Source organism: Cryocola sp. 340MFSha3.1, assembly GCF_000383315.1.
In the GTDB taxonomy this organism is placed as follows: domain Bacteria; phylum Actinomycetota; class Actinomycetes; order Actinomycetales; family Microbacteriaceae; genus Leifsonia.
On the sequence record NZ_KB911088.1, the window covers coordinates 1,458,631 to 1,482,531 of the forward strand.

22 protein-coding genes are annotated in these 23,901 nt (G+C 70.7%); 16 read left to right on the forward strand and 6 right to left on the reverse strand.

Features of this window, described 5'->3' with window-relative positions:
• The first annotated feature begins 176 nt into the window (after positions 1 to 176).
• From H284_RS0118075 to H284_RS0118085, 3 genes are read left to right on the forward strand one after another with little or no spacing between them, the layout of a single operon-like run.
• Complete coding sequence (locus tag H284_RS0118075) at positions 177 to 1,124, forward strand: MetQ/NlpA family ABC transporter substrate-binding protein (protein ID WP_020077328.1); 948 nt, start codon at positions 177 to 179, stop codon at positions 1,122 to 1,124.
• The gene (locus tag H284_RS0118080) at positions 1,124 to 2,167 is read left to right on the forward strand and encodes a methionine ABC transporter ATP-binding protein (protein WP_020077329.1); all 1,044 of its coding nucleotides are present in this window, start codon (positions 1,124 to 1,126) and stop codon (positions 2,165 to 2,167) included. The genes H284_RS0118075 and H284_RS0118080 overlap by 1 nt, the downstream gene beginning before the upstream one ends.
• On the forward strand, positions 2,164 to 2,823 hold the full coding sequence (locus H284_RS0118085) for a methionine ABC transporter permease (protein WP_018191426.1): 660 nt from the start codon (positions 2,164 to 2,166) through the stop codon (positions 2,821 to 2,823). The genes H284_RS0118080 and H284_RS0118085 overlap by 4 nt, the downstream gene beginning before the upstream one ends.
• Before the next feature lie 90 nt (positions 2,824 to 2,913).
• Here H284_RS0118085 and H284_RS0118090 read toward each other — a convergent pair whose 3' ends face one another.
• Entirely contained in the window at positions 2,914 to 4,185 is a 1,272-nt protein-coding gene (locus H284_RS0118090) for a citrate synthase (protein WP_231371274.1), read from the reverse strand.
• 19 nt (positions 4,186 to 4,204) lie between these two features.
• Between H284_RS0118090 and H284_RS0118095 the strand changes: the two genes are divergently transcribed.
• Positions 4,205 to 5,377 carry a citrate synthase gene (locus H284_RS0118095; RefSeq protein ID WP_020077331.1) on the forward strand — a complete coding sequence of 391 codons (1,173 nt, stop codon included), beginning with the start codon at positions 4,205 to 4,207 and terminating at the stop codon, positions 5,375 to 5,377.
• 50 nt (positions 5,378 to 5,427) lie between these two features.
• Positions 5,428 to 5,943, forward strand: coding sequence for a mycothiol transferase (locus tag H284_RS0118100; protein WP_018191423.1), 516 nt, complete (start codon positions 5,428 to 5,430; stop codon positions 5,941 to 5,943).
• Between the two features lie 18 nt (positions 5,944 to 5,961).
• Here the strand turns inward: H284_RS0118100 and H284_RS0118105 are convergent, their stop codons facing one another.
• On the reverse strand, positions 5,962 to 7,536 hold the full coding sequence (locus H284_RS0118105) for a bifunctional phosphatase PAP2/diacylglycerol kinase family protein (RefSeq protein WP_231371275.1): 1,575 nt from the start codon (positions 7,534 to 7,536) through the stop codon (positions 5,962 to 5,964).
• A gap of 151 nt (positions 7,537 to 7,687) precedes the next feature.
• On the opposite strand from H284_RS0118105, the gene H284_RS0118110 reads away from it, so the two are divergent.
• Both H284_RS0118110 and H284_RS0118115 read left to right on the forward strand, forming a co-directional pair.
• The gene (locus tag H284_RS0118110) at positions 7,688 to 8,131 is read left to right on the forward strand and encodes a nitrogenase-stabilizing/protective NifW family protein (protein ID WP_020077333.1); all 444 of its coding nucleotides are present in this window, start codon (positions 7,688 to 7,690) and stop codon (positions 8,129 to 8,131) included.
• 149 nt (positions 8,132 to 8,280) lie between these two features.
• Positions 8,281 to 9,582 (forward strand): MFS transporter, encoded by a 1,302-nt coding sequence (locus H284_RS0118115; protein ID WP_196802446.1) that lies wholly within the window; start codon positions 8,281 to 8,283, stop codon positions 9,580 to 9,582.
• A 73-nt stretch (positions 9,583 to 9,655) separates the two neighbouring features.
• On the opposite strand, the gene H284_RS0118120 is transcribed toward H284_RS0118115, so the two are convergent.
• A complete protein-coding gene (locus H284_RS0118120) occupies positions 9,656 to 12,112 on the reverse strand; it encodes an ATP-dependent DNA ligase (RefSeq protein WP_020077334.1) in 2,457 nt (818 codons plus the stop codon).
• Between the two features lie 99 nt (positions 12,113 to 12,211).
• Between H284_RS0118120 and ku the strand changes: the two genes are divergently transcribed.
• Positions 12,212 to 13,147 (forward strand): non-homologous end joining protein Ku, encoded by a 936-nt coding sequence (ku, locus tag H284_RS0118125; protein ID WP_020077335.1) that lies wholly within the window; start codon positions 12,212 to 12,214, stop codon positions 13,145 to 13,147.
• Positions 13,144 to 14,115 (forward strand): DNA topoisomerase IB, encoded by a 972-nt coding sequence (locus tag H284_RS0118130; protein WP_018191417.1) that lies wholly within the window; start codon positions 13,144 to 13,146, stop codon positions 14,113 to 14,115. Before ku ends, H284_RS0118130 begins: the two co-directional genes overlap by 4 nt.
• Before the next feature lie 85 nt (positions 14,116 to 14,200).
• Here H284_RS0118130 and H284_RS0118135 read toward each other — a convergent pair whose 3' ends face one another.
• Complete coding sequence (locus H284_RS0118135; protein WP_020077336.1) at positions 14,201 to 15,622, reverse strand: MFS transporter; 1,422 nt, start codon at positions 15,620 to 15,622, stop codon at positions 14,201 to 14,203.
• Positions 15,623 to 15,929: 307 nt separating this feature from the next.
• Here H284_RS0118135 and H284_RS0118140 point away from each other — a divergent pair, with 307 nt between their 5' ends.
• Positions 15,930 to 16,841 carry a sigma-70 family RNA polymerase sigma factor gene (locus H284_RS0118140; protein WP_018191415.1) on the forward strand — a complete coding sequence of 304 codons (912 nt, stop codon included), beginning with the start codon at positions 15,930 to 15,932 and terminating at the stop codon, positions 16,839 to 16,841.
• A 92-nt stretch (positions 16,842 to 16,933) separates the two neighbouring features.
• On the opposite strand, the gene H284_RS0118145 is transcribed toward H284_RS0118140, so the two are convergent.
• On the reverse strand, positions 16,934 to 17,275 hold the full coding sequence (locus H284_RS0118145; RefSeq protein WP_020077337.1) for a DUF7882 family protein: 342 nt from the start codon (positions 17,273 to 17,275) through the stop codon (positions 16,934 to 16,936).
• A 91-nt stretch (positions 17,276 to 17,366) separates the two neighbouring features.
• Here H284_RS0118145 and H284_RS0118150 point away from each other — a divergent pair, with 91 nt between their 5' ends.
• Positions 17,367 to 18,953: an SDR family oxidoreductase gene (locus H284_RS0118150; protein WP_020077338.1), complete on the forward strand. Its 1,587-nt coding sequence runs from the start codon at positions 17,367 to 17,369 to the stop codon at positions 18,951 to 18,953.
• On the opposite strand, the gene H284_RS20960 is transcribed toward H284_RS0118150, so the two are convergent.
• The gene (locus H284_RS20960; RefSeq protein WP_155885516.1) at positions 18,835 to 19,488 is read right to left on the reverse strand and encodes a MarR family winged helix-turn-helix transcriptional regulator; all 654 of its coding nucleotides are present in this window, start codon (positions 19,486 to 19,488) and stop codon (positions 18,835 to 18,837) included. The genes H284_RS0118150 and H284_RS20960 overlap by 119 nt on opposite strands.
• Positions 19,489 to 19,561: 73 nt before the next feature.
• Between H284_RS20960 and H284_RS0118160 the strand changes: the two genes are divergently transcribed.
• Genes H284_RS0118160 through H284_RS0118180 form a run of 5 tightly spaced genes read left to right on the forward strand, consistent with a single transcriptional unit; the run spans position 19,562 to position 23,901 of the window.
• Positions 19,562 to 20,710, forward strand: coding sequence for a polyprenyl synthetase family protein (locus H284_RS0118160; protein WP_029043016.1), 1,149 nt, complete (start codon positions 19,562 to 19,564; stop codon positions 20,708 to 20,710).
• A complete protein-coding gene (locus H284_RS0118165; protein WP_020077341.1) occupies positions 20,707 to 21,630 on the forward strand; it encodes a phytoene/squalene synthase family protein in 924 nt (307 codons plus the stop codon). The genes H284_RS0118160 and H284_RS0118165 overlap by 4 nt, the downstream gene beginning before the upstream one ends.
• On the forward strand, positions 21,627 to 23,225 hold the full coding sequence (gene crtI / locus H284_RS0118170) for a phytoene desaturase family protein (RefSeq protein ID WP_020077342.1): 1,599 nt from the start codon (positions 21,627 to 21,629) through the stop codon (positions 23,223 to 23,225). Before H284_RS0118165 ends, crtI begins: the two co-directional genes overlap by 4 nt.
• Positions 23,222 to 23,581, forward strand: a complete 360-nt coding sequence (locus H284_RS0118175; protein WP_020077343.1) for a lycopene cyclase domain-containing protein — start codon at positions 23,222 to 23,224, stop codon at positions 23,579 to 23,581. The genes crtI and H284_RS0118175 overlap by 4 nt, the downstream gene beginning before the upstream one ends.
• Positions 23,578 to 23,901, forward strand: a complete 324-nt coding sequence (locus H284_RS0118180) for a lycopene cyclase domain-containing protein (RefSeq protein ID WP_020077344.1) — start codon at positions 23,578 to 23,580, stop codon at positions 23,899 to 23,901. The genes H284_RS0118175 and H284_RS0118180 overlap by 4 nt, the downstream gene beginning before the upstream one ends.

Below are 23,901 nucleotides of genomic sequence, written 5' to 3' on the forward strand. Positions count from 1 at the left end.
CGCTGACCCCACTCACCCTACGCGTGGCCCACCGCGACCGTAAGGGTCGCCGGATGAACGGGCGGCGTCACATTTCGCAAGACGTTTTGACCACTGTCGTCGGCTCGGGAGAGGCTCGGAGGTGCCGCCACAGCGTTCGCCGGCACATCCCCCCTTCACGAGAGAGAGGCACAGCCATGTCCGACGCCACCCCGCCCACCCCCGCGCTCCCGGAGAAGCCGAAGCGCTCCCGCACCGGCCTCTTCGTCGGCATCGGCATCGCCGTCGTCGCGGTGATCGTGGCCGTCGTCCTCGTCGTCGTGAACCTCACGGGATCGGGCGCCGCCACCGCCAAGAGCGTCACGGTGAAGATCGGCACAACGGAGGCGTCCTCACCGTACTGGGCCGTGCTGAAGAAGGAGGCGGCGAAGGAGGGCATCGACATCCAGACCGTCAACTTCCGCGACTACACGCAGGCGAACCCGGCGCTCGCCGACGGTCAGCTCGACCTGAACCTGTTCCAGCACCTGCAGTTCCTCGCCAACTACGACGTGCAGGCGAAGCAGAACCTGGTGCCGATCGGCGCGACCCTCGTCGTCCCGCTGCCGTTGTACTCGACCAAGCACAAGAGCCTCGACGACATCCCCCAGGGCGGCAAGATCGCCATCCCGAACGACCCGACCAACCAGGCGCGCGCCCTGCTGGTGCTGCAGAAGGCCGGGCTGCTGAAGCTGAAGAACGGCGGCAGCACCCTGGCCACCCCGGCCGACATCGACGCCGCCGCCTCGAAGGTCACCGTCATCCCGGTGGACGCCGCCCAGACGGCCCCGGCGCTCAGCTCGGCCGACGGCGCGATCATCAACAACAACTACGCCCTGACCGCGGGCATCGACCCGAAGTCGGCGCTGTTCCAGGACGACCCGAAGTCGGAGACCGCCGAGCCCTACATCAACGCCTTCGTCGCCCGCGAGAAGGACAAGGACAACCCGACCTACCTGAAGATCGCGAAGCTGTACCACACCAAGGCCGTGACGGATGCGGTGCTCGCCGAGTCGAAGAACACGGCGGTCATCGTCAGCCGTCCAGAGTCCGACCTGATCGGCATCCTCGACGACCTGAAGAAGACCATCGAGGCGGCGCAGTAGTGCCCGACACGGCCACCGCGGGTCCCATCATCGAGTTCCGCGGCGTCACCAAGAGCTTCGGCTCTGGCGACGCAGCGGTTCCCGCCGTCGACCGGCTCGACCTCACCATCGGCCGCGGCGAGATCTTCGGGATCATCGGCTACTCCGGCGCGGGCAAGAGCACCCTGGTCCGGCTGATCAACGCGCTGGAGCATCCCACCGCGGGGGCCGTGATCGTCGACGGACGCGACCTGACGACCATGCGGGAACGCGACCTGCGACAGGTCCGCGCCGGCATCGGCATGATCTTCCAGCAGTTCAACCTGTTCCGCTCGCGCACCGTCTTCGGCAATGTCGCCTACCCGCTCAAGGTGGCGGGGTGGCCGGCCGACAAGCGCAAGCAGCGGGTCGCCGAGCTGCTCGCCTTCGTCGGCCTCACCGACAAGGCGTGGAGCTACCCCGACCAGCTCTCCGGCGGCCAGAAGCAGCGCGTCGGCATCGCCCGCGCGCTCGCGACGAACCCCGACATCCTGCTCGCCGACGAGGCCACCAGCGCGCTCGACCCCGAGACCACGTCCGACGTGCTCGCCCTGCTGAAGCGGGTCAACCGCGAACTCGGCGTCACCATCGTCGTGATCACGCACGAGATGGAGGTCGTGCGCTCGATCGCTGACCGCGTCGCGGTGCTCGACGCCGGCCGGGTGATCGAGCAGGGCACGGTGTTCGAGGTCTTCTCCGACCCGCAGACGCCGACGGCCCGGCGGTTCGTGGGGACGGTGCTGCGCAACCAGCCCGGCGAAGCGGACATCGAGCGCCTCCGCGGCAAGCACTCCGGGCGGATCGTCTCGGCGCGCATCCACGACGACGGCCGCCTCGGATCCGTGCTGTCAGACGCCGTAGGCCGCCGCAACGTGCGCTTCGAGATCGTCTACGGCGGCATCTCCGCGCTGCAGGGCCGATCGTTCGGCAGCCTCACGCTGGAGCTCCTCGGCGAGCCGGGCGACGTGGATGCGCTGATCGCCGAGCTCCGCACGGTAACCGAGGTCGAGGAGGTGGCCGCATGACCGACTGGTCGACCCTGTGGCCGGTGTACCTGGAGTCCATCGGCCAGACGCTGTGGATGGTCGTCGCCACCCTGGTGCTCGGCGGCATCCTCGGACTCGCGCTCGGCGTCCTGCTCTACACGACGCGGCGCGGCGGACTGCTCGAGAACCGGGCGCTCTTCACCGTGCTGAACGTCGTCGTCAACTTCATCCGGCCGATCCCGTTCATCATCTTCATGACCGCGATCGCGCCGCTGACGCAGCTGGTGCTCGGCACGTTCCTGGGCACCCCCGCGGCGATCTTCCCGATGACGATCGCGGCGACCTTCGGCATCTCTCGGATCGTGGAGCAGAACCTCGTCACCATCGAACCGGGCGTCATCGAGGCGGCGCGGGCGATGGGGTCGAGCCCGTGGCGGATCATCACGACGCTGCTCATCCCCGAGGCGCTCGGTCCGCTCATCCTCGGCTACACGTTCATCTTCGTCGCGATCGTCGACCTGTCCGCCATCGCCGGCAGCATCGGCGGCGGTGGTCTGGGCGACTTCGCGATCTCGTACGGGTACCAGCGCTACAACTGGGCGGTGACGTGGATCGCGGTGATCACGATCGTCGTGCTGGTGCAGGCGGCGCAGTTCCTCGGCAACTGGCTGGCGCGCAAGGCGCTGCGGCGCTGACCGCCGAGCCGTGGGTCGCAACACGCCGTTAAGGCGTCGCTGTAACGGCGTGTTGCGACCCAGGGATGCGGCACACGGGCGCGGCGCCGGTCACGGGCCGACGTACCGGCCGACCGGCCGCAGCCGCAACGGCCGCTGCGCGTACTCGTCGAGGGCGTGGACGATCCAGCCGACCGTGCGGGCCGTGGCGAACACGACCTCGCCTGCGTCGTCGCGCATCCCCGTCGCGAGGGTGAGGGCGCCGAGGGCGAGGTCGACGTTGGGATGCGCGCCGGTGCGCTCGCGGACCACGTCGCCGACGGCCTCCACCGCCGCAGTGACGGCAGCATGGCGTGGCTCGTCAGCCAGCATCCCGAGCAGGATGCGCGCCCGCGGATCGCCCGTCGGGTAGAGGGGCTGGCCGAATCCCGGAACGGGTCCGTGCGATGCGACCACGGCGTCGGCGACCGCGCGGGCCGGGTCCTCACCGGCGACGACGCGCGCCAGAAGCTGGTGCGCCGCCCGGCTGGCGTTGCCGTGTAGCGGCGAGTCGAGCGCGCCGAGTCCGGCGACGACGACGCCGTACGGGGTGGCGCGGGCCGACGCCGCGGCGCGGGCAGCGAGCGTGGAGACGGCGATGTCGTGGTCGAGGAGCAGAACGAGGGCGGCGTTGAACAGCCGGATGTCGTTGGCCGACGGCGCCGCGGGGGAGAGCCGTGCGAATAGGCGGGAGGCGAGGTCGGGCTGGCCATTCGCGTTCGACGGCGCAGCGGTCGGCCCCTGGTCGATGCTCCGCCTCGGCGCGAGCACCTCGACCATCCCGGCCACCAGGCGCTCGGCGGCGGATGCCACGGCGGCCGGGTCGAGGGAGGCACGCAGCGGGTCGGAAGCCGCGAAGGCGCTCACCGCGACCAGCTGGCGGTCGCGGTCGCCTGCCGCAGCGGGGAGGGCGCGGGCCACGGCCCGCGCAGCATCGACCCCGGTTCCGGGCGCGAATCGCGCCGCCGCATCCCATTCGCCGGTGAGCGCCCAGCGCGCGACGGTCTCGAACGGCTCGGCGGCGAGCTCGTCGACGGGGCGGCCGCGATAGCGCAGCTCGCCGTCCTCGATGAGGGCGAAGGCGGTCTCGATCACCATCAACGGGCGACCCTCGGAGTGCCCGCCGTCGGCGGATGGACGACGGCGCCTGCTCGCCGCGAAGCGCTCGACCTCCAGAGGGTCGAAGGTCGAGCCCTCCGCGGTGCGTTCGCGTCCGAGCCGACCGCGCGCGACGTACGCGTACAGGGTCTCCAGCTTCACGCCGAGCCGCTCGGCGGTCTGGTCGGCGGTGAGGCGGGGGAGCGCATCCATATTGATCCGATCAACGTTGACGATGTGTTGCATCCACGTTCACACTACCGATATGGACAGGATGGATGACACCCTCATCGACGTTCCCCGCGGCCTCACCAACGTGGTCGCGGCGCGGACGGAGCTCGGCGATGTGCGCGGTCACGAAGGCTTTTACCACTACCGGCAGTACTCGGCCGTCGACCTGGCGCGCGAGCGGACGTTCGAGGAGGCGTGGCACCTGCTGCTCTTCGGGTCGCTGCCGACCCCGGCGGAGCTGGAGGCGTTCCGCGCGCGCATCGTGGCGGCCCGGTCGGTCCCGTCCCAGGTGCGCGACCTGCTCCCGGCGATCGCCCGGTTGACTGCGGGCGGGGACGCGCTGGCCGGTCTGCGCATGGCTCTCACTGCGGTTGCCGCGGCTGACGGGGCGCGTCCGGTTTACGACGAGAGCCCGGAGGCGCGGGTGGAGGACGCCATCCGCACGGCCGCGGTCACGCCCGTCCTGCTCGCCGCGCTCCACGCGCTCGCGGAAGGACGTGCGCCGCTCGAGCCCCGGGACGATCTGGGATACGTCGCCGGGTACCTCCAGCTGGTGACGGGTCGCGAACCGACGCCGCAGGAGGAGCGCGCGCTGAGCGCGTACATGACCGCGGCGATCGATCACGGGTTCAATGCTTCCACATTCACCGCCCGCGTGATCGCGTCGACCGGGGCGGATCTCGCGTCGGCGGTCGGCGGGGCGCTGGGCGCGCTGTCCGGGCCCCTGCACGGCGGCGCGCCGAGCCGAGCCTTGGACACGCTGGATGAGATCGGCACGCCGGACCGGACGGACGAGTGGGTGCGGCGCACGCTCTCGGAGGGTGGCCGCGTGATGGGCTTCGGGCATGCGGTGTACCGCACGGAGGATCCGCGTTCGCGCATGCTGCGCGAGTTCGCCGAAGGTTTCGGTGGCCCGCGGGTCGAGTTTGCGGTGCAGGTCGAGCGACGGGTGCAGGAGCTCCTCGCGGAGCTGAAGCCGGGCCGGGAGCTGCACACGAACGTGGAGTTCTACGCGGGTGTCGTGATGGAGCTCTGCGGCATCCCCCGGTCGATGTTCACGCCGACGTTCGCCGCCGCGCGGGTGGTGGGGTGGACGGCGCACATCCTGGAGCAGGCGGCCGACGGGAAGATCCTGCGGCCGTCGTCGCGGTATGTCGGCCCGGCGGCTCCCGAGCCGCTTCCGGCGCGGGAGGCTGCCGTGCACTGAGCGGAGCGTGGGCGGCGTATCGTGCGGGGCGGACGATGCGAGGAGGATACGTGACCGCGAGCAGCGAGCTTCTGATCGATGCATTCGACCGGATCGCGGGGGTGGTGCGCAGCACCGTCCGCGGATTGGACGCCGAGACATTGGGAGGCCGGGTCGACCCGGACGCGAACTCGATCGCGTGGCTGGTCTGGCATCTGACGCGGGTGCAGGACGATCACGTCTCCGAGGTCGCCGGCCGCGCTCAGGCGTGGACGGAGGAGGGATGGGCGGAGCGCTTCGCCCTGCCGTTCGATGTCTCCGACACCGGGTACGGCCACAGCTCCGACGATGTCGCGCAGCTCGCCGACGTGAGCGCGACCGACCTGGTCGGGTATCACGAGGCGGTCCACGCACGTACCGAGGAGTTCGTCCGAACGCTCACCGACGACGATCTCGCCCGCGTCGTCGACCGGCAGTGGGATCCGCCGGTCACGCTGGCGGTGCGGTTGGTCAGCGTGATCTCGGACGACCTGCAGCACGCCGGCCAGGCCGCGTACGTGAAGGGGGTGCTCCAGCGCCGCGGCTGACCGCACCGTCGGTGCGCGTCACGCCTTCGGCGAGTACACCTTCAGAGCTGCCGGCCGCATCCGGAGGGTGATCTTCCGGGGGTCGCCGGGCGTCTCGGTCGACGCCTCGCCGTCGTGCGCGTAGCCCGGGTCATCGCCCCGCGCCGCGATGGTGATCTCCTCGACGGTGCGCGCCTCGAGTGCGGGCGGCCCCTGCAGGAAGGGCAGCCGGGCGACCAGGGCGTCGGTCCTGCCGCCGAAGGCGAGGGCGACCGCGCCGCGGGATCGTGGCTTCCCGCCGGCGAACAGGATGCGCACGTCGAGCAGGTGGTCGTCGAGCCGCCGCCGCTCGATCGGCGCGACCGCGACCGGGTAGTACCGGTCGACGCCGACGAACACCGACCAGACCGTTCGCGGTCGCCCGTCGATCTCGATCTGCAGGGGATCGCCGCGGCGGACGACCCGGATCGCCGCGATCAGCGCAGCGATCGGCTTGCCGAGCCGCTTCTCGTGCTTCTCGCGCTCTTCGACGAACGACGGGTAGATGCCGACCGAGGCCGTGTTCAGTACGGTGATCGTCTCGCCGGTGCCGAATGTCAGGTCAGCGACATCGACCTGGCGGCCGGACCCGTCGGCCAGCGCCTGCAGCGTCGCGTCGACGGTGTCGAGCAGGGCGGCCTTCGCGAAGTGGTTGAACGTCCCGCCCGGGAACACCAGGAGCGGGAGGTCCGCGGCCCGAGCCCGTTGGGCGACCGCTGCGACCGTGCCGTCACCGCCGTAGACGCCGAGCACGCGCGGCGGCGTCTCCGCACCGAGCCGGCCCTCGATCACCTCGCCGATGTCGTCGCCGTCCGCCAGCTCGTGGATGTCGGCCTGCGGCAGCCGTTTCCGCAACAGCGGCCCTGGCTCCGGGCCGCCGAGCCCGCGACCGGAGCCCGGGTTCACCACGATGAACACGCCATCGCCGGTTTCGGTCGCCGGGAGGTCGATCACGCGGGCCGTCGGCGGGTCGCGGCGCGCGGCGGTCTTCACCGCCGGGGCGGCGAGCTTCAGCGCGACGGCGGCCCCCGCGCCGATCGCGGCGCCTCCGGCGACGTCGGACAGCCAGTGTGCTCCGGTGTGCAGGCGCGAGTATCCGACGCCCGCGGCCAGCGGCGCGAGCACCGCGCCGGCCGCGGGCCACTCCAGCGCCGCTCCGGTCGCGAAGGCGGCGGCGCTCGCCGTGTGCCCGGACGGGAATGACGGCGAGGTGGGGGAGCGCTCCAGCCGACGCGCGAGCGGGATGGACGTGAGCGCCGGCCGGTCGCCGCCGACCAGCCGCTTGCCGACCAGGTTGGCGACGAAGCTGGCGATGCCGAGCGAGGCGAGCCCCCGAACCGCCGCCCGCGGGCGGCCCAGGGCGACCAGGACGGCCGCCGCGGCGAACCACAACTTGCCGTGGTTGGCCGCGAGTGTGAGGCCGCGCCAGAACCCGTCCGACACCGCGCCCGTCGTGCGCGCGTTGATGCGTGACGCGACCCTCGCATCCCACCTCTTGAGGCGGGCGGGGAGCGAGAGGCGACGGGGAGCGCGGCGCGAGGTGCGCGATCGGGTGCGACGACGGGATGCTGCCATACCGCCAACGTACGCCGGGCCCGCGTGGTGAGGCGCGCATCCCCGCTGTCTGTGGAGAACGCCCGGGGTCGCGGAGCTGTGGACGACTGCGCACGACCCGCCCTGTGGACGGCCTCTGCGGGACGTCGCCGCGGGCGGTAGGATCGACGGCGTGAGCACGCACGTCATCTCCCAGCCCAACGAACAGCAGCGCGACGTCGTCGGCAGCGACGAGCACGGCACGCTCGTCCGCAGCCTCAGCACGACCCTTCCGACGGCCCTCGGCAACCTCCTCGCCACGATCGTCGTGCTCGCGTCGCTGGTCATCGGCGTGTGGAGCCTCGTGGCCACCTGGACCGGCAACGCGGAGGACTTCCTGCCCTTCTTCCAGGTCACGGTCGCGGCCACTGTCGTGTCGCTCAACGCGCTCTACGCCCGCCGCACCTTCAGCTACGTCATCACGCTCATCGGCGCGATCCTGTGGCTCTGGGTCTCCGTGACGCCGTTCACCCCGTTCTTCCAGGTGCTGCTCCAGGCGATCACCGTGGTGATCATGCTCGCGGGCGTCGTCTTCTCGACCGCCGCGGTGCGCCTCAGCAAGCAGCCTCGCTTCTGAGCACGGACCGGCAGCGCGGGACGGAGCCGCACCCGAGCCCCGACCGGATCGGCGCCGATCGGATCGGCTCCGACCGGACCGGCACCGACCGGACCGGCCTCCCCGACCCGACCGCCCCCGCGGACCCCTCGGCACCACCGGCTGAGACCCTGTCGCGGCGTCGCCATTTCGTCGACCTCTCGCCGCTGCGCGAGTCCCCGGCCTTCGCCCGGCTCTGGGCGGGCGGTGCGATCTCCGGCATCGGCTCGCAGATGACCATCGTCGCGGTCGGGCTGCACATCTACGACCTCACGCACTCGACGCTCGCGGTGTCGCTGGTGGCGCTCTTCGCCCTGGTCCCCATGATCGTCTTCGGCCTCTACGGCGGCGTCCTCGCCGACGCCTTCGACCGGCGCACCGTCGCGCTGGTGACCGCGATCGTCGCATGGTCGTCGACGGCCGCGCTCGCGCTCCTGGCCTGGATGCACATCCCGGTCGTCTGGCCGCTGTACGTCATCACGACGATCAACGCCGTGGCCGGAGTGATGATCGGGGCGACCCGCCAGGCGATCACGCCGCGCCTGCTCCCGGTGAGCCTGCTCCCCGCGGCCAGCGCCCTGGGCGGCATCAGCATGGGCGTCATGGTGACCGTCGGCCCGGCGCTGGCGGGCCTGCTGGTTGCGACCGTCGGCATCCCGTGGACGTACACGGTGGATGCGGTGCTCTTCACGGCCGCGTTCCTGGGCATCTTCACCCTCCCGTCCATCGTGCCGGAGGGCGAGCGGAAGAGCGCGGGTCTTTCCTCGGTGCTGGAGGGTCTGCGGTTCCTCCGCACTGCGCCGAACCTCAGCATGACGTTCGTGCTCGACGTCATCGCCATGACGTTCGGTCAGCCGCGTGCGCTGTTCCCCGCGGTGGGTGCGCTGCTGATCGGCGGCGGACCGATCACGGTGGGCATCCTGACGGCCGCCGGGGCGGTCGGAACCTTGCTCTCGAGCGTCTTCTCCGGGCGGCTCGGCGGGGTCCGCTGGCAGGGCCGCGCGGTCGAACGGGCCATCATCGTCTACGGGGCCAGCATCCTCGGCTTCGGGATCGTGCTGGCGGTGGTCGCCTTCACCGGCACGGCCGGCGGCGGCGCGTCCCTCGTCGAGGCGAACCTGCCCGCCCTCATCGCGGCGACGGTGCTGCTCGCCGCGTCGGGAGCGGCCGACAACGTCAGCTCGATCTTCCGGATGACGATCCTGCAGGCCTCCGCGCCGGATGCGATGCGCGGCCGGCTCCAGGGCGTGTTCACCGTCGTCGTCACCGGCGGTCCGCGTCTCGGCGACCTGTACATCGGTGTGCTCGCCGTGACCGGTGCCCTCTGGTTCCCGCCGCTCCTCGGCGGCCTGCTGATCGTCGTGCTGGTCGGCGTGATCGCCCGCATCCAGGGCTCGTTCCGCCGCTACGACGCGCTCGCGCCGACGCCCTGAATCCCTCGTCGAAGTGCACGTAGTGGTCGCTATTCGCGCGAAATAACCGCCACGACGTGCACTTCGACGAGGATCACGACTCCCGGACGACCTGGTCCGGCCGCTTGTCGGGCCGGAGCCCGCGCCAAGACGGCTGCCGCAGTCGCCCGGGCCCGGTCCATTCGGCGAACTCGACCTCGCCGACGAGTTCCGGCCGCACCCAGTGGGCGCCGCGCGCGTCGGCGGACGGCACGCCCTCCAGAGGCGGCGTCTTGCGCTCGTGCGCTCCGAGCTTGGCGGCCAGATCGTCCAGGACACGGTCGGTGAATCCGGTCCCGACCTTGCCGACGTAGCGCAGGGTGTCGCCGTCCGGGATGCCGAGCAGCAGTGCTCCGATGGTGTTCGCCCGGCGCCCGTTTCCGGGGGTCCACCCGCCGATGACGACCTCCTGCGTGAGGTGGTGCTTGATCTTGATCCACGAGCGCGAGCGCCGGCCGGTCGCGTAGGTGCTGTCGCGGCGCTTGGCCATGACGCCTTCGAGGCCGAGCTCCCGGCTGGATGCGATGGAGTGCTCGAGGTCCCCGTCGAACGCCGGCGGCACCTGCACCGGGTCGCCTCGGTCCGGCCGCAGCACCTCGCCGAGGAGTTCACGGCGCTCGTCGTAGGTGTCGCGCGTGTGCTTCTTCCCGTCCACCTCCAGCACGTCGAACACCATGTAGTGCGCGGGCGCTCGTGTGAGGGCGGACTGCACGTCGCCGGGCCGGGTCAGTCCCATCCGCGTCTGCAGCAGCCCGAAGTCGGGCCGGCCTTTCGGGTTGAGCGTGACGATCTCGCCGTCCAGGACGAGGTCGTGGTCGCCCGCGAGGTCCACGAGCCCGGAGAGGTCGGGATACGTGACGGTCACGTCGTTGCCGTTGCGTGTGGTGAGCCGCAGCCGGCCGCCGCGCACCTCCGCGATGGCCCGAATTCCGTCCCACTTCATCTCGAACGCCCACTCGTCCTCATCGGTCACGTCGGCCTGCGAGCCGAGCGTTGCGAGCATGGGGGAGACCGGGTCACCGGTGATCGCCGGCCCCGGCTCGCGGGAGGCCGCCGCGGAGGCGTGCTTCGACCGCGCCGCCGCCCGATCCTTCGGCTCCGAATGTCCGTCCTGCCCCTCCGTCTTCATGAGGTGGATGAGCCAGTTCTTCTCGTCGCCGCCTTGCGCCGTGCGGATGAGCGCGAACTTCCGCGGCTCCCCGCCGAGCCCGCCGTCCGGCTGGCCGTGCAGCGTGGCGATCACCTCGTCGTCGCGCCACTTCTCCAGCTCATAGTCGCCGTGGTCCCAGATGTCGACGTGCCCGGCCCCGTACTCGCCGTGCGGGATGTCGCCCGCGAAGCTGCCGTATTCGAGCGGATGGTCCTCGGTGTGCACCGCGAGGTGGTTCTGCTTGGTGTCGGTCGGCGTGCCCTTCGGCAGCGCCCAGCTGACGAGAACGCCGTCGTTCTCGAGCCGGAAGTCCCAGTGGAGTCGCCGGGCGTGGTGCTCCTGGATGACGAACGAGCGTCCCTCCCGGGCCGCGGGCCGCTCGGCGGGCACCGGCTCGGGGGTCTTGGCCGCATCCCGCATCGAGCGGTAGGTGGACAGCCGATCCGGCTCCGACGCGTGACCACCGTGCCCGGCGGAGAGCTCCGCCAGCGGGTCTCCCCGGCGCTTCAGCCGCTGCATGACCTCGCGGTAGTCCAGGTGCTCCAGGTTCTTGGAGGCGAGCTCGCGCCAGGTGCGGGGCGCCGCGACGGTGGGATGGAAGCGGCCGCGCAGCGAGTACGGCGCGATCGTCGTCTTCGCGCCGTTGTTCTGGCTCCAGTCGACGAGCACCTTCCCGGCGCGCAGCGACTTCTTCATGTCGCTCACGATGAGGTCGGGATGGTCGGCTTCGAGCGCGCGCGCCAGCTCGTGCGCCACCGCACTGATCTGGTCGCTGGTCTGCGACCCGTCGAGGGCGGCATAGAGGTGGATGCCCTTGGAGCCGGACGTGACCGGCATCGGGTCGAGCCCCATGTCGGTGAGGATGGCCCGGGCAAGCCGGGCGACCTCCGCGCAGTCGACGAGGGTGACGCCGTCGCCGGGGTCGAGGTCGAGCACCAGCCGGTCCGGATTCTTCCGCTCGCCGCCGCGTCCCACTCGCCACTGCGGCACGTGGATCTCGAGCGACGCGATCTGCGCCAGCCAGATGAGCGTCGCGCGGTCGTTGACCAGCGGGTAGGTGTTCGTGCTGGTCTTGTGGGTGATGGATGCCTGGCGCACCCAGTCCGGGGTGGATGCCGGGTCGAGGTTCTTCTGGAAGAACACCTCCGCCGGGTCGTCGGGCGTCCCGACGCCGTGCACCCAGCGCTTGCGCGTGGCGATCCGGTCGCGCACGTGCGGGATCATCACGTCGGCGACGGCGTTGTAATAGCCGAAGATATCGGCCTTCGTCGTCCCGGTCTCCGGGTACATGACCTTGTCGAGGTTGGTCAGCTTGAGGCGGTGGCCGTCGATCTCGACGACCTCGGTGTCCTGCGCGGCCATGCCCTCACCGTACGCCCGGGCCGTGCGGTCGCGGATGCGTTCCGGCGCATTCCCTGATCATGGCTTGAAAATGCGACACTTGCCGGACACGATGGGCACATGAGGGCCATTTGGACGGGCGCGATCACCTTCGGTCTGGTCAACGTTCCGGTGAAGGTATACAGCGCGACCGAGGATCACGACGTGCCGCTGCACCAGGTGCACGACGCGGACGGCGGCCGCATCCGCTACCAGCGGCGCTGCGAGATCGACGGCAAGGTGATCCCCTACGAGCACATCGTCAAGGCGTACGACGACGGTGAGCGCACCGTCATCCTGACCGCCGAGGACATGGCGTCGCTGCCCTCGGAGCGCAGCCGCGAGATCGACGTGGTGGAGTTCGTCCCGAACGACCAGCTCGACCCGCTCATGTTCGACCGCAGCTACTACCTGGAGCCGGATTCCAAGTCGTTGAAGGCGTACGCGCTGCTGCGGAAGACGCTGGAGGACGAGGAGCGTACAGCGATCGTGGAGTTCGCCCTCCGCCAGAAGACCCGGCTGGGCGCGCTGCGCGTGCGCGGCAACCTGCTCGTGCTGCAGACGCTGCTCTGGCACGACGAGATCCGGGAGGCCGACTTCCCGTCGCTGGACCAGACCCCGCGCATCTCGGACCGCGAGCTGCAGCTGTCGAGCGCCCTGATGGAGAGCTTCGCCGGCGACTTCGAGCCGGAGAAGTTCAGCGACGAGTACCAGGACGAGCTGCGCAAGCTCATCGACGCCAAGCTGGAGCAGGGGGAGAGCGTCGACACCGCCGCCACCTTCGGCGAGGAGGCGGAGGAGAAGAAGGGCGGTGGCGAGGTCATCGACCTGATGGAGGCTCTGCAGCGCAGCGTCGAGCGCAGTCGCTCGTCGAAGTCCTCTGGCGAGAAGTCCGACGAGAAGAAGCCGGCGGCGCGGAAGAGCTCCGCCTCCGGATCGAAGTCCGCCTCATCGAAGTCGTCCACCGCATCCACGCGAAAGGCCCCGGCCAAGAAGTCTGCGAAGAAACCCGCGTGACGCGGCTGAAGCGCAGCAACCCGTCCGGCCCCGGCTACCACCGGAGGATGACGGACTCGGGACCGGTGTACGAGGACGAGGCGGGCAACACGATCGTCGACGAGCGCGAGCTGGAACGCATCCGCTCGCTCGTGCTCCCGCCCGCCTGGCAGGACGTGTGGATCTCGCCGGACGCCCGCGGGCACATCCAGGCGGTCGGGACGGACCAGGCCGGCCGACGGCAGTACCGCTATCACGACTCGTGGAGGCTGCACCAGGATCGCGTCAAGTTCGAGCGGGCCGCGCAGCTGGCCGAGACCCTGCCCTCGGCGCGCCGCAAGGTGACCATGGACCTCCGGGAGGAGGGGTTCGGCCGGGACCGCATCCTCGCCGCAGCCTTCCGCATTATCGACCTCGGCAGCGTCCGCATCGGCAGCGAGGAGTACCTGCACGCCAACGGCAGTCGCGGGCTGACCACCCTGCTCTGCAGGCACGCCCGCATCGAGGACGACGACATCACGCTGACGTTCCCCGCGAAGTCGGCGCAGAAGTGGACGAGCACGATCACCGACGCCGACCTGGCCGAACTGCTGCGGCAGATCCAGGCGCTCCGCGGCCAGCGTTCACGGCTGCTGTCGTGGAAGGACGGCACCTGGCACTCCATCCGTCCGGCGTCCCTGAACGAGTACATTCGCCGGCAGACGCGGGGCGAGTTCACCGCGAAGGACTTCCGGACGCTGCACGGCACCATCGTCGCGGCGGAGGCGCTCGCCGAGCTGGGTGTCGCCGGCTCCGACTCCCAGAGGAAGAAGCGGATCAGCGCCGCCGTGAACGAGGCGGCCGCAGCCCTCGGCAACACCCCGGCGATCGCGCGCAACAGCTACATCGACCCGCGCATCTTCGACCGCTACCGCAGCGGCGAGGTCATCGACACCTCCGGCGGTCGCGCCCCGGAGCCCGCCCTCCTCGAACTCCTCTCCACCAGCTGACACACGCCAACAGCTCCTGAGTTTTTCCTCGCGACACGCCGTCGCGGGGGCGAAAAACTCAGGAGCTGTCGGCTTGTGAGAGGCGTCAGCGCTTCGCGGGATCCTGCGCCTTCGTCGAGGCGGAGAGCGGGGACGCGATCTCCTCGAGCGACTTGCCCTCCGCGTTCACGCCGAGGAACAGTTCCACGAGCCCGGCCGCGATCATCAGGCCGGCCCCGATGTAGTACCCGATGACCACCGAGTGGATGCCGCCCTCGATCAGGTTCCCGAACAGGATCGGGCCGATGATGCCGCCGATGCCGGTTCCGACCGCGTAGAAGAACGCGATCGCCATGGCCCGGGTCTCCATCGGGAAGATCTCGCTGACGGTGAGGTACGCCGCGCTGGCGCCGGCCGACGCGAAGAAGAACACGACCATCCAGCACACGGTGAGCCAGAACGCGTCCAGCACACCGGAGTCGAACAGGATGGCCGTCCCGACCAGCAGGACGCCGCTGCCGACGTACGAGAGGGTGATCATGAACTTCCGCCCGACCGTGTCGAACAGGTGCCCGAGCAGGAACGGCCCGAGGAAGTTGCCGATCGCGATCGGGACCAGCGCCCACGGCGCCACGTCGTCCGGAACGTTCAGCAGCTTGGTGAGCACCAGCGAATAGGTGAAGAACACGGCGTTGTAGAGGAACGCCTGGCCGATGAACAGCGAGAGGCCGAGCACGAACCGCTTCGGGTACTGCGTGATCGCAACGCGCACGATCTCGCCGAAACCGGTGGAGCGGCGCTGGTGGATCTCGATCTCGCGGTCGCTGGGCACCGCCTCGAGCTTCTGATGGGTGTCCTTCTCGACGCTCTCCTCGATCTCGTCGACGAGCTTCTCGGCCTCCTCGTCGCGGCCGTGGATGAACATCCACCTCGGCGACTCCGGCACGTTCCGGCGGACCAGCAGGATGACGAGGCCGAGCACCGCGCCGAGACCGAACGCGATGCGCCAGCCGATGTTCGGGGCGAAGATGTCGGTGTTCAGCAGGAACACGGTGAGGATGGCGCCGAACGCCGTCCCGAGCCAGTACGACCCGTTGATGGCCAGGTCGACCAGTCCGCGCCGCCGGGCCGGGATCAGCTCGTCGATCGCGGAGTTGATGGCCGCGTACTCGCCGCCGATGCCGGCGCCGGTGAAGAACCGGAACAGGAAGAACATCCACGGGGTGACGGCGAACGCGGTCAGCACCGTCGCCACCAGGTAGAGGCCCAGGGTGATGATGAACAGCTTCTTGCGACCGAACCGGTCGGTCAGATAGCCGAACACCAGGGAGCCGGTACAGGCGCCGGCGACGTAGATGGCCGCCGCGAGTCCGACCTGGGCGGTGGTGAGTCCGAGGCCGCTGTCGGGTTCGGTCAGGCGGCTTCCGATGGCGCCGACGATGGTCACCTCGAGGCCGTCCAGGATCCACACGGTCCCGAGTCCGACGACGACGAGCCAGTGGAAGCGGGACCAGGGGAGGCGGTCCATGCGAGCGGGGATGGCTGTGCGGATCGTCTTCAGCGACGCCGCGTTCCTCTGCGATGTGTGAGCTGTCACTCGGGGGACTGTACGGGTCCTGTGTATCCGAAGGGAGAGCCTTGACAAACCGGCGTTCACTTGTTCTCAGGGTCCGGTAGCGCACCGCTGGTACCCCTGTCAACCCCTTGTTGGGGTACGGGGTGCATTGCTTATCGTGGCTAACGAACCACCGACCCGGACGGGGAGGTGGCGCACCCGAACTGAGAGCACTTAAACGAGGTCGCCCGTGCGTACACGGGCTGAATGGGATGACACGATGACGACGCTCGAAGTTACCAGCGACCCGGTACGGGACTACCTCAACGCCATCGGCCGCACGCGGCTGCTGACCGCCGACGAGGAAGTCGCCCTGGCCAAGAGGATCGAGGTGGGAGTGCTGGCCGGAGAGCGGCTGGCGATCCGCCCGAACCTGACCCCCCGCGAGAAGCGCGAGCTGCAGTACCTCGCCGATGACGGCAAGCGCGCGTTCGAGCGGTTCATCGAGGCGAACCTCCGCCTGGTGGTGAGCATCGCCAAGCGCTACGCCGGCCGCGGCCTCCCCGTGATGGACCTCATCCAGGAGGGCAACCTCGGTCTCGTCCGCGCCGTCGAGAAGTTCGACTACCGCACGGGCAACAAGTTCTCCACGTACGCCACCTGGTGGATCCGCCAGTCGATCCTCCGCGGGATCGCCGACACGGCCCGCCTCATCCGCATCCCCGTGCACACGGTGGAGAAGATCGACAAGCTGGACCGCATCCGCCGCGACCTGGGCGGGGAGCTGGGCCGCACCCCCACCCTGGAGGAGATGGCCGAGGCCTCGAACCTCGACCCCGCCGAGGTCCACAAGCTGCAGATGAGCGACTCGGAGACCGTCTCGCTGGCCGTGCCAGTCGGCGAGAACGAGGGCGCCGAGCTCGGCGACCTGATCGAGGACGGCGACTTCGCCGGTCCGCCGGAGGCCGTCGAGGTGGAGTTCCGTCACCGGGACCTGGAGGAGCGCCTCCGCGAGCTGCCGCCGCGCGACGCGAAGGTCGTGCGCATGCGCTTCGGCCTCGACGGTCAGAAGCCGATGACGCTCGACGAGGTCGGCGAGGTGTACGGCATCACCCGTGAGCGCGTCCGCCAGCTGGAGACCCGCAGCCTCAAGCGCCTCCGCTCCCCGGAGCTGCTCGAGTACCTGCGCTGAGCGAGAGTACGAGAAGAAGGACCCCGCACCTGATCGGTGCGGGGTCCTTCTGCGTGTGGATACGTGTGAATGCTGTCTGCGTGTGGATGCGGTCAGCGCCCGGGAGGCGAATCCGCGTCGACCTCGTCCGCGCCGAGCGCGCCGATCTCCTCGGTCAGCTGGAGGCCCTGCGAGCTGTTCGACGACGCCGTCAGCTGTTCCAGCCAGGCCTTGTTGATGCGGGGGTACCGGCCGCCGCTGTAACGGAAGAGCAGCGGGATGGCCGGGTCGATCCAGATCGCACTGCGACCGTCGCCGACGCCCTGCTCGTCGCGCCAGGAGAAGAAGAAACCCTCCTTGCGGCGGAGCTTCAGTCCCACCACGATCTGCAGGTGCGCCAGCACCCTGTCCTCGAAACCGATCTCGGTGGTTCCGCCGTAGACGAGCTTGCCCATACGAAAAACGTACAGGATGGTTCCCCCGTTCGATGCGACGCCGAACGGCTGCCATGCCCGGATGTTCGCCCACGGGCGTACTGTCGCCCCCATGAGCCCCTCCCGCATCCTGGTCACCGGCGCCACCGGCTACATCGGCGGCCGCCTCGTCCCGCGGTTGCTCGCCCGCGGTCACGACGTCCGGGTGCTGGCGCGCTCGCCGCAGAAGCTGACGGACGTGCCGTGGGCGGGCGAGGTGGAGGTGGTGGAGGGCGACCTGCACGATGCCGATGCCGTAGCCCGCGCGGTCCGGGATGTGGACGTCGTCTACTACCTCGTCCACTCGATGCGGGCCCGTGGCGACTTCGACGAGGAGGAGTCCGCGGCGGCTCGCACGGTCGCGGAGGCGGCCAAGGCGGCGGGCGTCCGCAGGATCGTCTACCTCGGCGCCCTGCACCCGGACGGCGAGCTCTCGCGGCATCTGCGCTCGCGCGTGGCCGTCGGCCGCATCCTGCTCGACTCCGGCGTCCCGACCGTGGTCTTCCAGGCGGGCGTCGTGATCGGCTCCGGGTCCGCCTCGTTCGAGATGATCCGGCACCTGACCGAGGTGCTGCCGTACATGCCGGCGCCGCGCTGGGTGCGCAACCGCATCCAGCCGATCGCCATCCGCGACGTCCTGCACTATCTGCTCGAGGCCGCCGAGCTCCCGCCGGAGGTGTCGCGCGCCTTCGACATCGGCGGCCCGGACATCCTCCGCTACGGCCAGATGATGAACGCCTACGCCCTGGAGGCGGGGTTGCCGCAACGACCGATCGCGTCCCTGCCGGTGTTCACCCCGTGGCTCGCGTCGCAGTGGGTCAACCTCGTCACGCCCATCCCGCGCAGCCTCGCCGTCCCCATCATCGAGTCGCTGCAATACGACTGCGTGATGCGCGAGCACGACATCGACGCCGTCATCCCGCCGCCGACAGAAGGGCTGACCCCGTATCGCCGGGCGGTCCGGCTGGCCCTGGCGCGCGAGCGGTCGGGGGAGGTGGAGACCAGCTGGCAGGACGCGTCGGTTGCGGGGGCGCCCAGCGATCCGCTGCCGAGCGACCCCGAATGGTCGGGGCACACCGTCTACACCGACCTGCGCGAACGCGACTCGACCGCCGACCCCGAGATGCTGTGGCGCGTCGTCGAAGGCATCGGCGGAGAGCGCGGCTGGTACTCGTTCCCGCTGGCCTGGGCGCTCCGCGGCTGGGCGGACAAGCTGGTCGGCGGTGTGGGCCTCCGCCGCGGACGCCGCGACGCCGACCACCTGAACACGGGCGACGCTCTCGACTGGTGGCGGGTCGAGCGGATCGAGCGGGGGAGCAGCCTCCGGCTGCGCGCCGAGATGCGCGTTCCGGGGCGTGCCTGGCTGGAGCTCGCGGTCCGTCCGCGCGAGGGCGGGGGATCGCAGTACCGGCAGCGCGCCGTGTTCTTCCCGCGCGGACTCTCGGGGCGGCTCTACTGGTTCGCGATCCTGCCGTTCCACGGCGTGATCTTCAACGGGATGGCGAACCGCATCGTGTACGAGGCGGAGCACCCGAAGGCGGCTAGCCGCGTCGCGCGCCCGACCGGGCAGCAGAATCCGGACCGGAGTCCGGCGCAGGAGCATCCGGATCGCCCGAACCCGCGCCCACAGCAGGAACCGACGCCAGCGTCGTCTCGCTGAGGTCGCGGAGGAATCGGGTCACCGTGTCACGGTCCTGGGGACTGAGAGACCGCGCCACCTCGAACCGGCGGGCGTGCTGCAGCCCCATGGTCCGGCGGACCTCGCGGTGCGTCTCCGGCGTGATCTCGACGGTGACGGCGCGGCGGTCGGTGGGATGCGGGCGGCGGACGACGTGGCCGGCACGCTCCAGGCGGTCGAGCAGCTTCGTCGTGGACGCGGTGGAGATGTGGAGGTGGTCGGACAGCGCCCCGGCGGTGACCGGGACGTCGGCGTTCATCGACGCGATGATGTACCGCAGCGCCCGCATGTCGGTCTCGTTGAGCTTCATGTGCGTGCGGGATTCGAAGCTGAGCCGCTGGTCGGCGTCGCGCCACTCACGCATCGCGGCGAGCAGCCGGACGATCTGGGCCAGCTCCTCCTCGCTCAGGTCGTCGTGCCGGACGAGTTCCTGCCGCGGGTCGATCACGCGGGGATCGGTGAGGGATGCGGAGATGCGGCGTGCGTCGCGTCGCGCGTCATCCCGAGCCGGTGTCATGCCGACATCCTATTCCCATCCGTAAGAAGCGTGCTAAGTTATTTGCTACCCAAGCTAGACAAGGGAGCCGGGTATGACACAGCTGCACCCCGAGACTCAGACTCCTGACGCACGGACTCCTGACGAGAAAGCGCCCGCCGACACGGCCACCCCGCACCAGGCTGACGACACTGTGGCGCACGACCTCGCGTCGGTCGAGGAGCGGCTCGACCGCTTCTTCACCGAGCGGATCTCCGCAGCCTCCGCCTACGACCCCTCCTACCGCCGGCTGTGGGAGTCGGCTCGGGATGCGGCAGACGGCGGCAAGCGCATCCGCCCGCGCTTCGTCCTCCTGGCGTACCGCGGACTCGGCGGCGTCGAGCGCGACGTCGCCTGCACCGGGGCGGTCGCGTACGAGCTGCTGCACACCGCGTTCCTGCTGCACGACGACGTGATCGACGGCGACACCGTCCGGCGCGGCCGGCCGAACACCGCGGGCGAGTTCGCCGCCGACGCCGTCGCTCACGGGGCGAGCGCGGTCCGGGCCCGGCGCTGGGGAGAGTCCGGCGCCATCCTGGCCGGCGATCTGCTGCTTCACGCCGCATCCACTGTCCTCGCCCGCGCCGACACGGACGAGTGGACGCGCGAGCGCCTCCTCGACATCCTCGACCACAGCGTGTTCGTCACGGCGGCAGGCGAGCTCGCCGACGTCGCCCTCTCGGAGCGCCTGGGCGACGACGCCCCGGCACTCGAGGACGTTCTCGCCATGACCGAGCACAAGACGGCCGCCTACTCGGTGTCCGGTCCGCTGATGACGGGCGCGCTGCTCGCCGGCGGGGGAGAGGACGTCCTCGCGTCGCTAGCCGAGTACGGCCGGCTCGTCGGGATCGCGTTCCAGCTCGGCGACGACCTTCTCGGCGTCTTCGGCGCGGAGGATGTCACGGGCAAGAGCATCGTCAGCGATCTCCGGCAGGGCAAGGAGACCTCTCTCATCGCGTACGCGCGTGGAACCGCCCGATGGGAGGAGGTCGCGCCGTCCCTCGGCCGTGGCGACCTCGCGCCGCACGAGGCCGGACGGCTCGCCACCGTGCTCGAGGAGTGCGGCGCCCGCCGGTTCGTCGAGCGTCTGCTCGCCGACCATGTCGATCGTGCCGTCGCGCTGCTCGACTCCCCATCCATCCCGCCGGCACTGGCCGAGCCCCTCGCCGACGTGGCACGCTCGTGCATCGGGAGGATCGCATGACTCGAGCGCCCGAGGCCCCGACAACCACCGTGCCGACCGACCTCGCCACCTACACGGACGCGGCGCACGCCGGCGCGGCCACGATCATCCACGCCTACTCGACGTCGTTCGGGATGGCGACCCGCCTCCTCGCCGCGCAGATCCGTCCGCGGGTGGAGGACGTGTACGCGCTGGTCCGCGTCGCCGACGAGATCGTCGACGGGGCCGCGGCAGAGGCCGGGCTCGACGTCGACGACCAGCGCGAGCTGCTCGACGCCCTGGAGGCCGACACCGAGCGCGCGATGCGCACCGGGTACAGTGCCAACGTCGTCGTGCACTCGTTCGCGGTGACCGCCCGGGCGACGGGCATCGGTGTCGACCTGACCCGTCCCTTCTTCGCGTCCATGCGCCGCGACCTCAGCCCCGTGGACTTCACGGCGGAGGAGCTGCGCGAGTACGTCTACGGCTCGGCCGAGGTGGTCGGCCTCATGTGCCTCAGGGTCTTCCTGGCCGACCGTCCGGTGCCGGACGACACGCGCCGGCGGCTGGAGGCGGGCGCCCGACGGCTCGGCGCCGCCTTCCAGAAGATCAACTTCCTCCGCGACCTCGCGGTCGACTGGACCGAGCTCGGCCGCAGCTACTTCCCGGGCATCGACCCGGCGCGGCTGACGGAACGGCAGAAGCTCGCCCTGGTCGTCGACATCGACTGCGACCTCGGGGCGGCGGCCGACGTCATCCCGGAGCTCCCGGACAACTGCCGCCGGGCGATCATCGCCGCGCACGGACTGTTCGCGGAGCTGAGCGACCGCATCCGCTCGACGCCTGCGAGCGAACTGCTGACCCGCCGGATCAGCGTCCCGACTCGGGTGAAGCTCGGCATCCTGACGCGCGCGACCGTCTCGGCCGCACTCCCGCGCTCGCCGCAGGGGGCGCGACCATGACCGGTCAGACCGCGGTCGTCATCGGCGGCGGGATCGCGGGTCTCGCCACAGCGGCGCTGCTCGCCCGCGAGGGCTACGGGGTCACGCTGCTGGAGCAGAACGCGACCCTCGGCGGCCGCGCCGGCTCGTGGGAGCACGACGGGTTCCGCTTCGACACCGGGCCCTCCTGGTACCTCATGCCCGAGGTCTTCGACCACTTCTTCCGGCTGATGGGCACCTCCACGGCCGAGCAGCTCGACCTCGTCACGCTCGATCCGGGTTACCGCGTGTTCTCGGAGGACGGCCGGCCGCCGCTCGACATCCTCGCCGACGGCGCCGCGAACCGCGCGGTGTTCGAACGGGAGGAGCCGGGCGCCGGCGCCGCGCTCGACCGGTACCTGACGGGCGCGGCCGAGACGTACCGCCTGGCCGTCGACCGCTTCCTCTACAGCACCTTCGCCGACCTGCGGCCGTTGTTCGCGTCGGACCTGATCCGCCGGCTGCCCCGCCTCGCCCGGCTACTGCTCGAACCGCTCGACCGCTACGCCGCCCGCTTCGTCCGCGATGTCCGCTTGCGCCAGGTGCTCGGCTACCCCGCGGTGTTCCTGGGCACCTCACCGGACCGCGCGCCGAGCATGTACCACCTGATGAGCCACCTCGACCTCGACGACGGGGTGCGGTATCCGCTCGGCGGCTTCGCAGCGCTGATCGACCGGGTGGCCGCGCTCGCGGAGGGGGCGGGGGCCCGGCTCGTGACCGGGGCGCGGGTCACCGCCATCCGCACCACCGCCGACGGCGCCTCGCCGCGTCCGCGCGCCTCCGGCGTCGAGTACCGGGATGCGTCCGGCGCCGTGCACACCGTCGACGCCGACGTGGTCGTGTCCGGCGCCGACCTGCACCACACCGAGACGGCGCTGCTCCCCGAGAAGCTGCGCACGCATCCCGAGAAGAAGTGGGAGCGCCGCGACCCCGGCCCGGGCGTCGTGCTCGCGATGCTGGGCGTGCGCGGCCGTCTGCCGGAGCTGACCCACCACAACCTGTTCTTCACCACCGACTGGGAGGCCAACTTCCAGACGATCTACGGGCCGAATCCCGGCATCCCGGACCCGGCCTCGCTGTACGTGTGCATGCCGAGCACGACCGACCCGGACGTGGCGCCGGAGGGGTACGAGAACCTGTTCGTGCTCATCCCGGTGCCGGCGGATGTGTCGCTCGGCGCCGGCGGACTGAACGGCGCGGGCGACCGCGCGATCGAGCGTGCCGCCGACGCGGCCATCGCCCAGATCTCCGCCTGGGCCGGCATCCCGGATCTCGCCGACCGCATCGTGCTGCGTCGCACGGTCGGACCGGAGGACTTCGCGACCGACCTGAACGCCTGGAGCGGCGGCGCCCTCGGCCCGGCGCACACCCTCCGGCAGAGTGCGTTCTTCCGCCCCGGCAACGCCTCCGCGAAGGTCGACAACCTGCTCTACGCCGGCTGCTCCACGATCCCCGGCATCGGCCTGCCGATGTGCCTGATCAGCGCCGAGCTGGTGCTGAAGCGGTTGCGCGGCGACGGCGGGGCCGGTCCGCTGCCCGAACCGCTTCCCGCCCCGCAGGCGGAGCGGGTGTCGTGACGTTCGTCTACCTCGGCTGCCTGCTCCTCTCGCTGGCGGCGATGGTGCTGCTCGACGCCCGCTTCCGCCTGGTGTTCTGGCGGGATGCGCGCCGGGCGACGATCGTGCTCGCCGTCGGCCTGGCCTTCTTCCTGGCGTGGGATGCCGCCGGTATCCTGCTCGGCGTGTTCGCCCGGGGAGAGTCGCCGCTGATGACCGGCGTCGAGCTCGCCCCGGAGCTGCCGCTGGAGGAGGTCTTCTTCCTGCTGTTCCTCTGCTACCTCACCCTGGTCGCCGTCTTCGGAGCGCGAGCGGTGATGGATGCGCGCCGCCGGCAGACCGGCGACCCGCAGCACGCGAAGGAGCGTGCCCGATGACGTACGCACTGCTCAGCCTGGTCTTCGTCGCGATCGCGGCGGCCGTGCTCGTCATCGCGCTGGCGACCGCGCGCGACCGGGCGCGGCTGGTGCGTCGCTGGTGGGCTCCGATCGTCATCGCGGCCGTCGTCATCCTGCTGTTGACCGCGGTCTTCGACAATCTGATGATCGGCGCAGGGTTCATGACCTATCAGGACGCGCGCATCAGCGGCGTGCGCGTCGGGCTCGTGCCGCTCGAGGACTTCGCGTACCCGATCGCCGGACTCCTGCTGTTGCCCGCGCTGTGGCTGCTGACCCGGCGGCGGGGGAGCAGGTCGTGA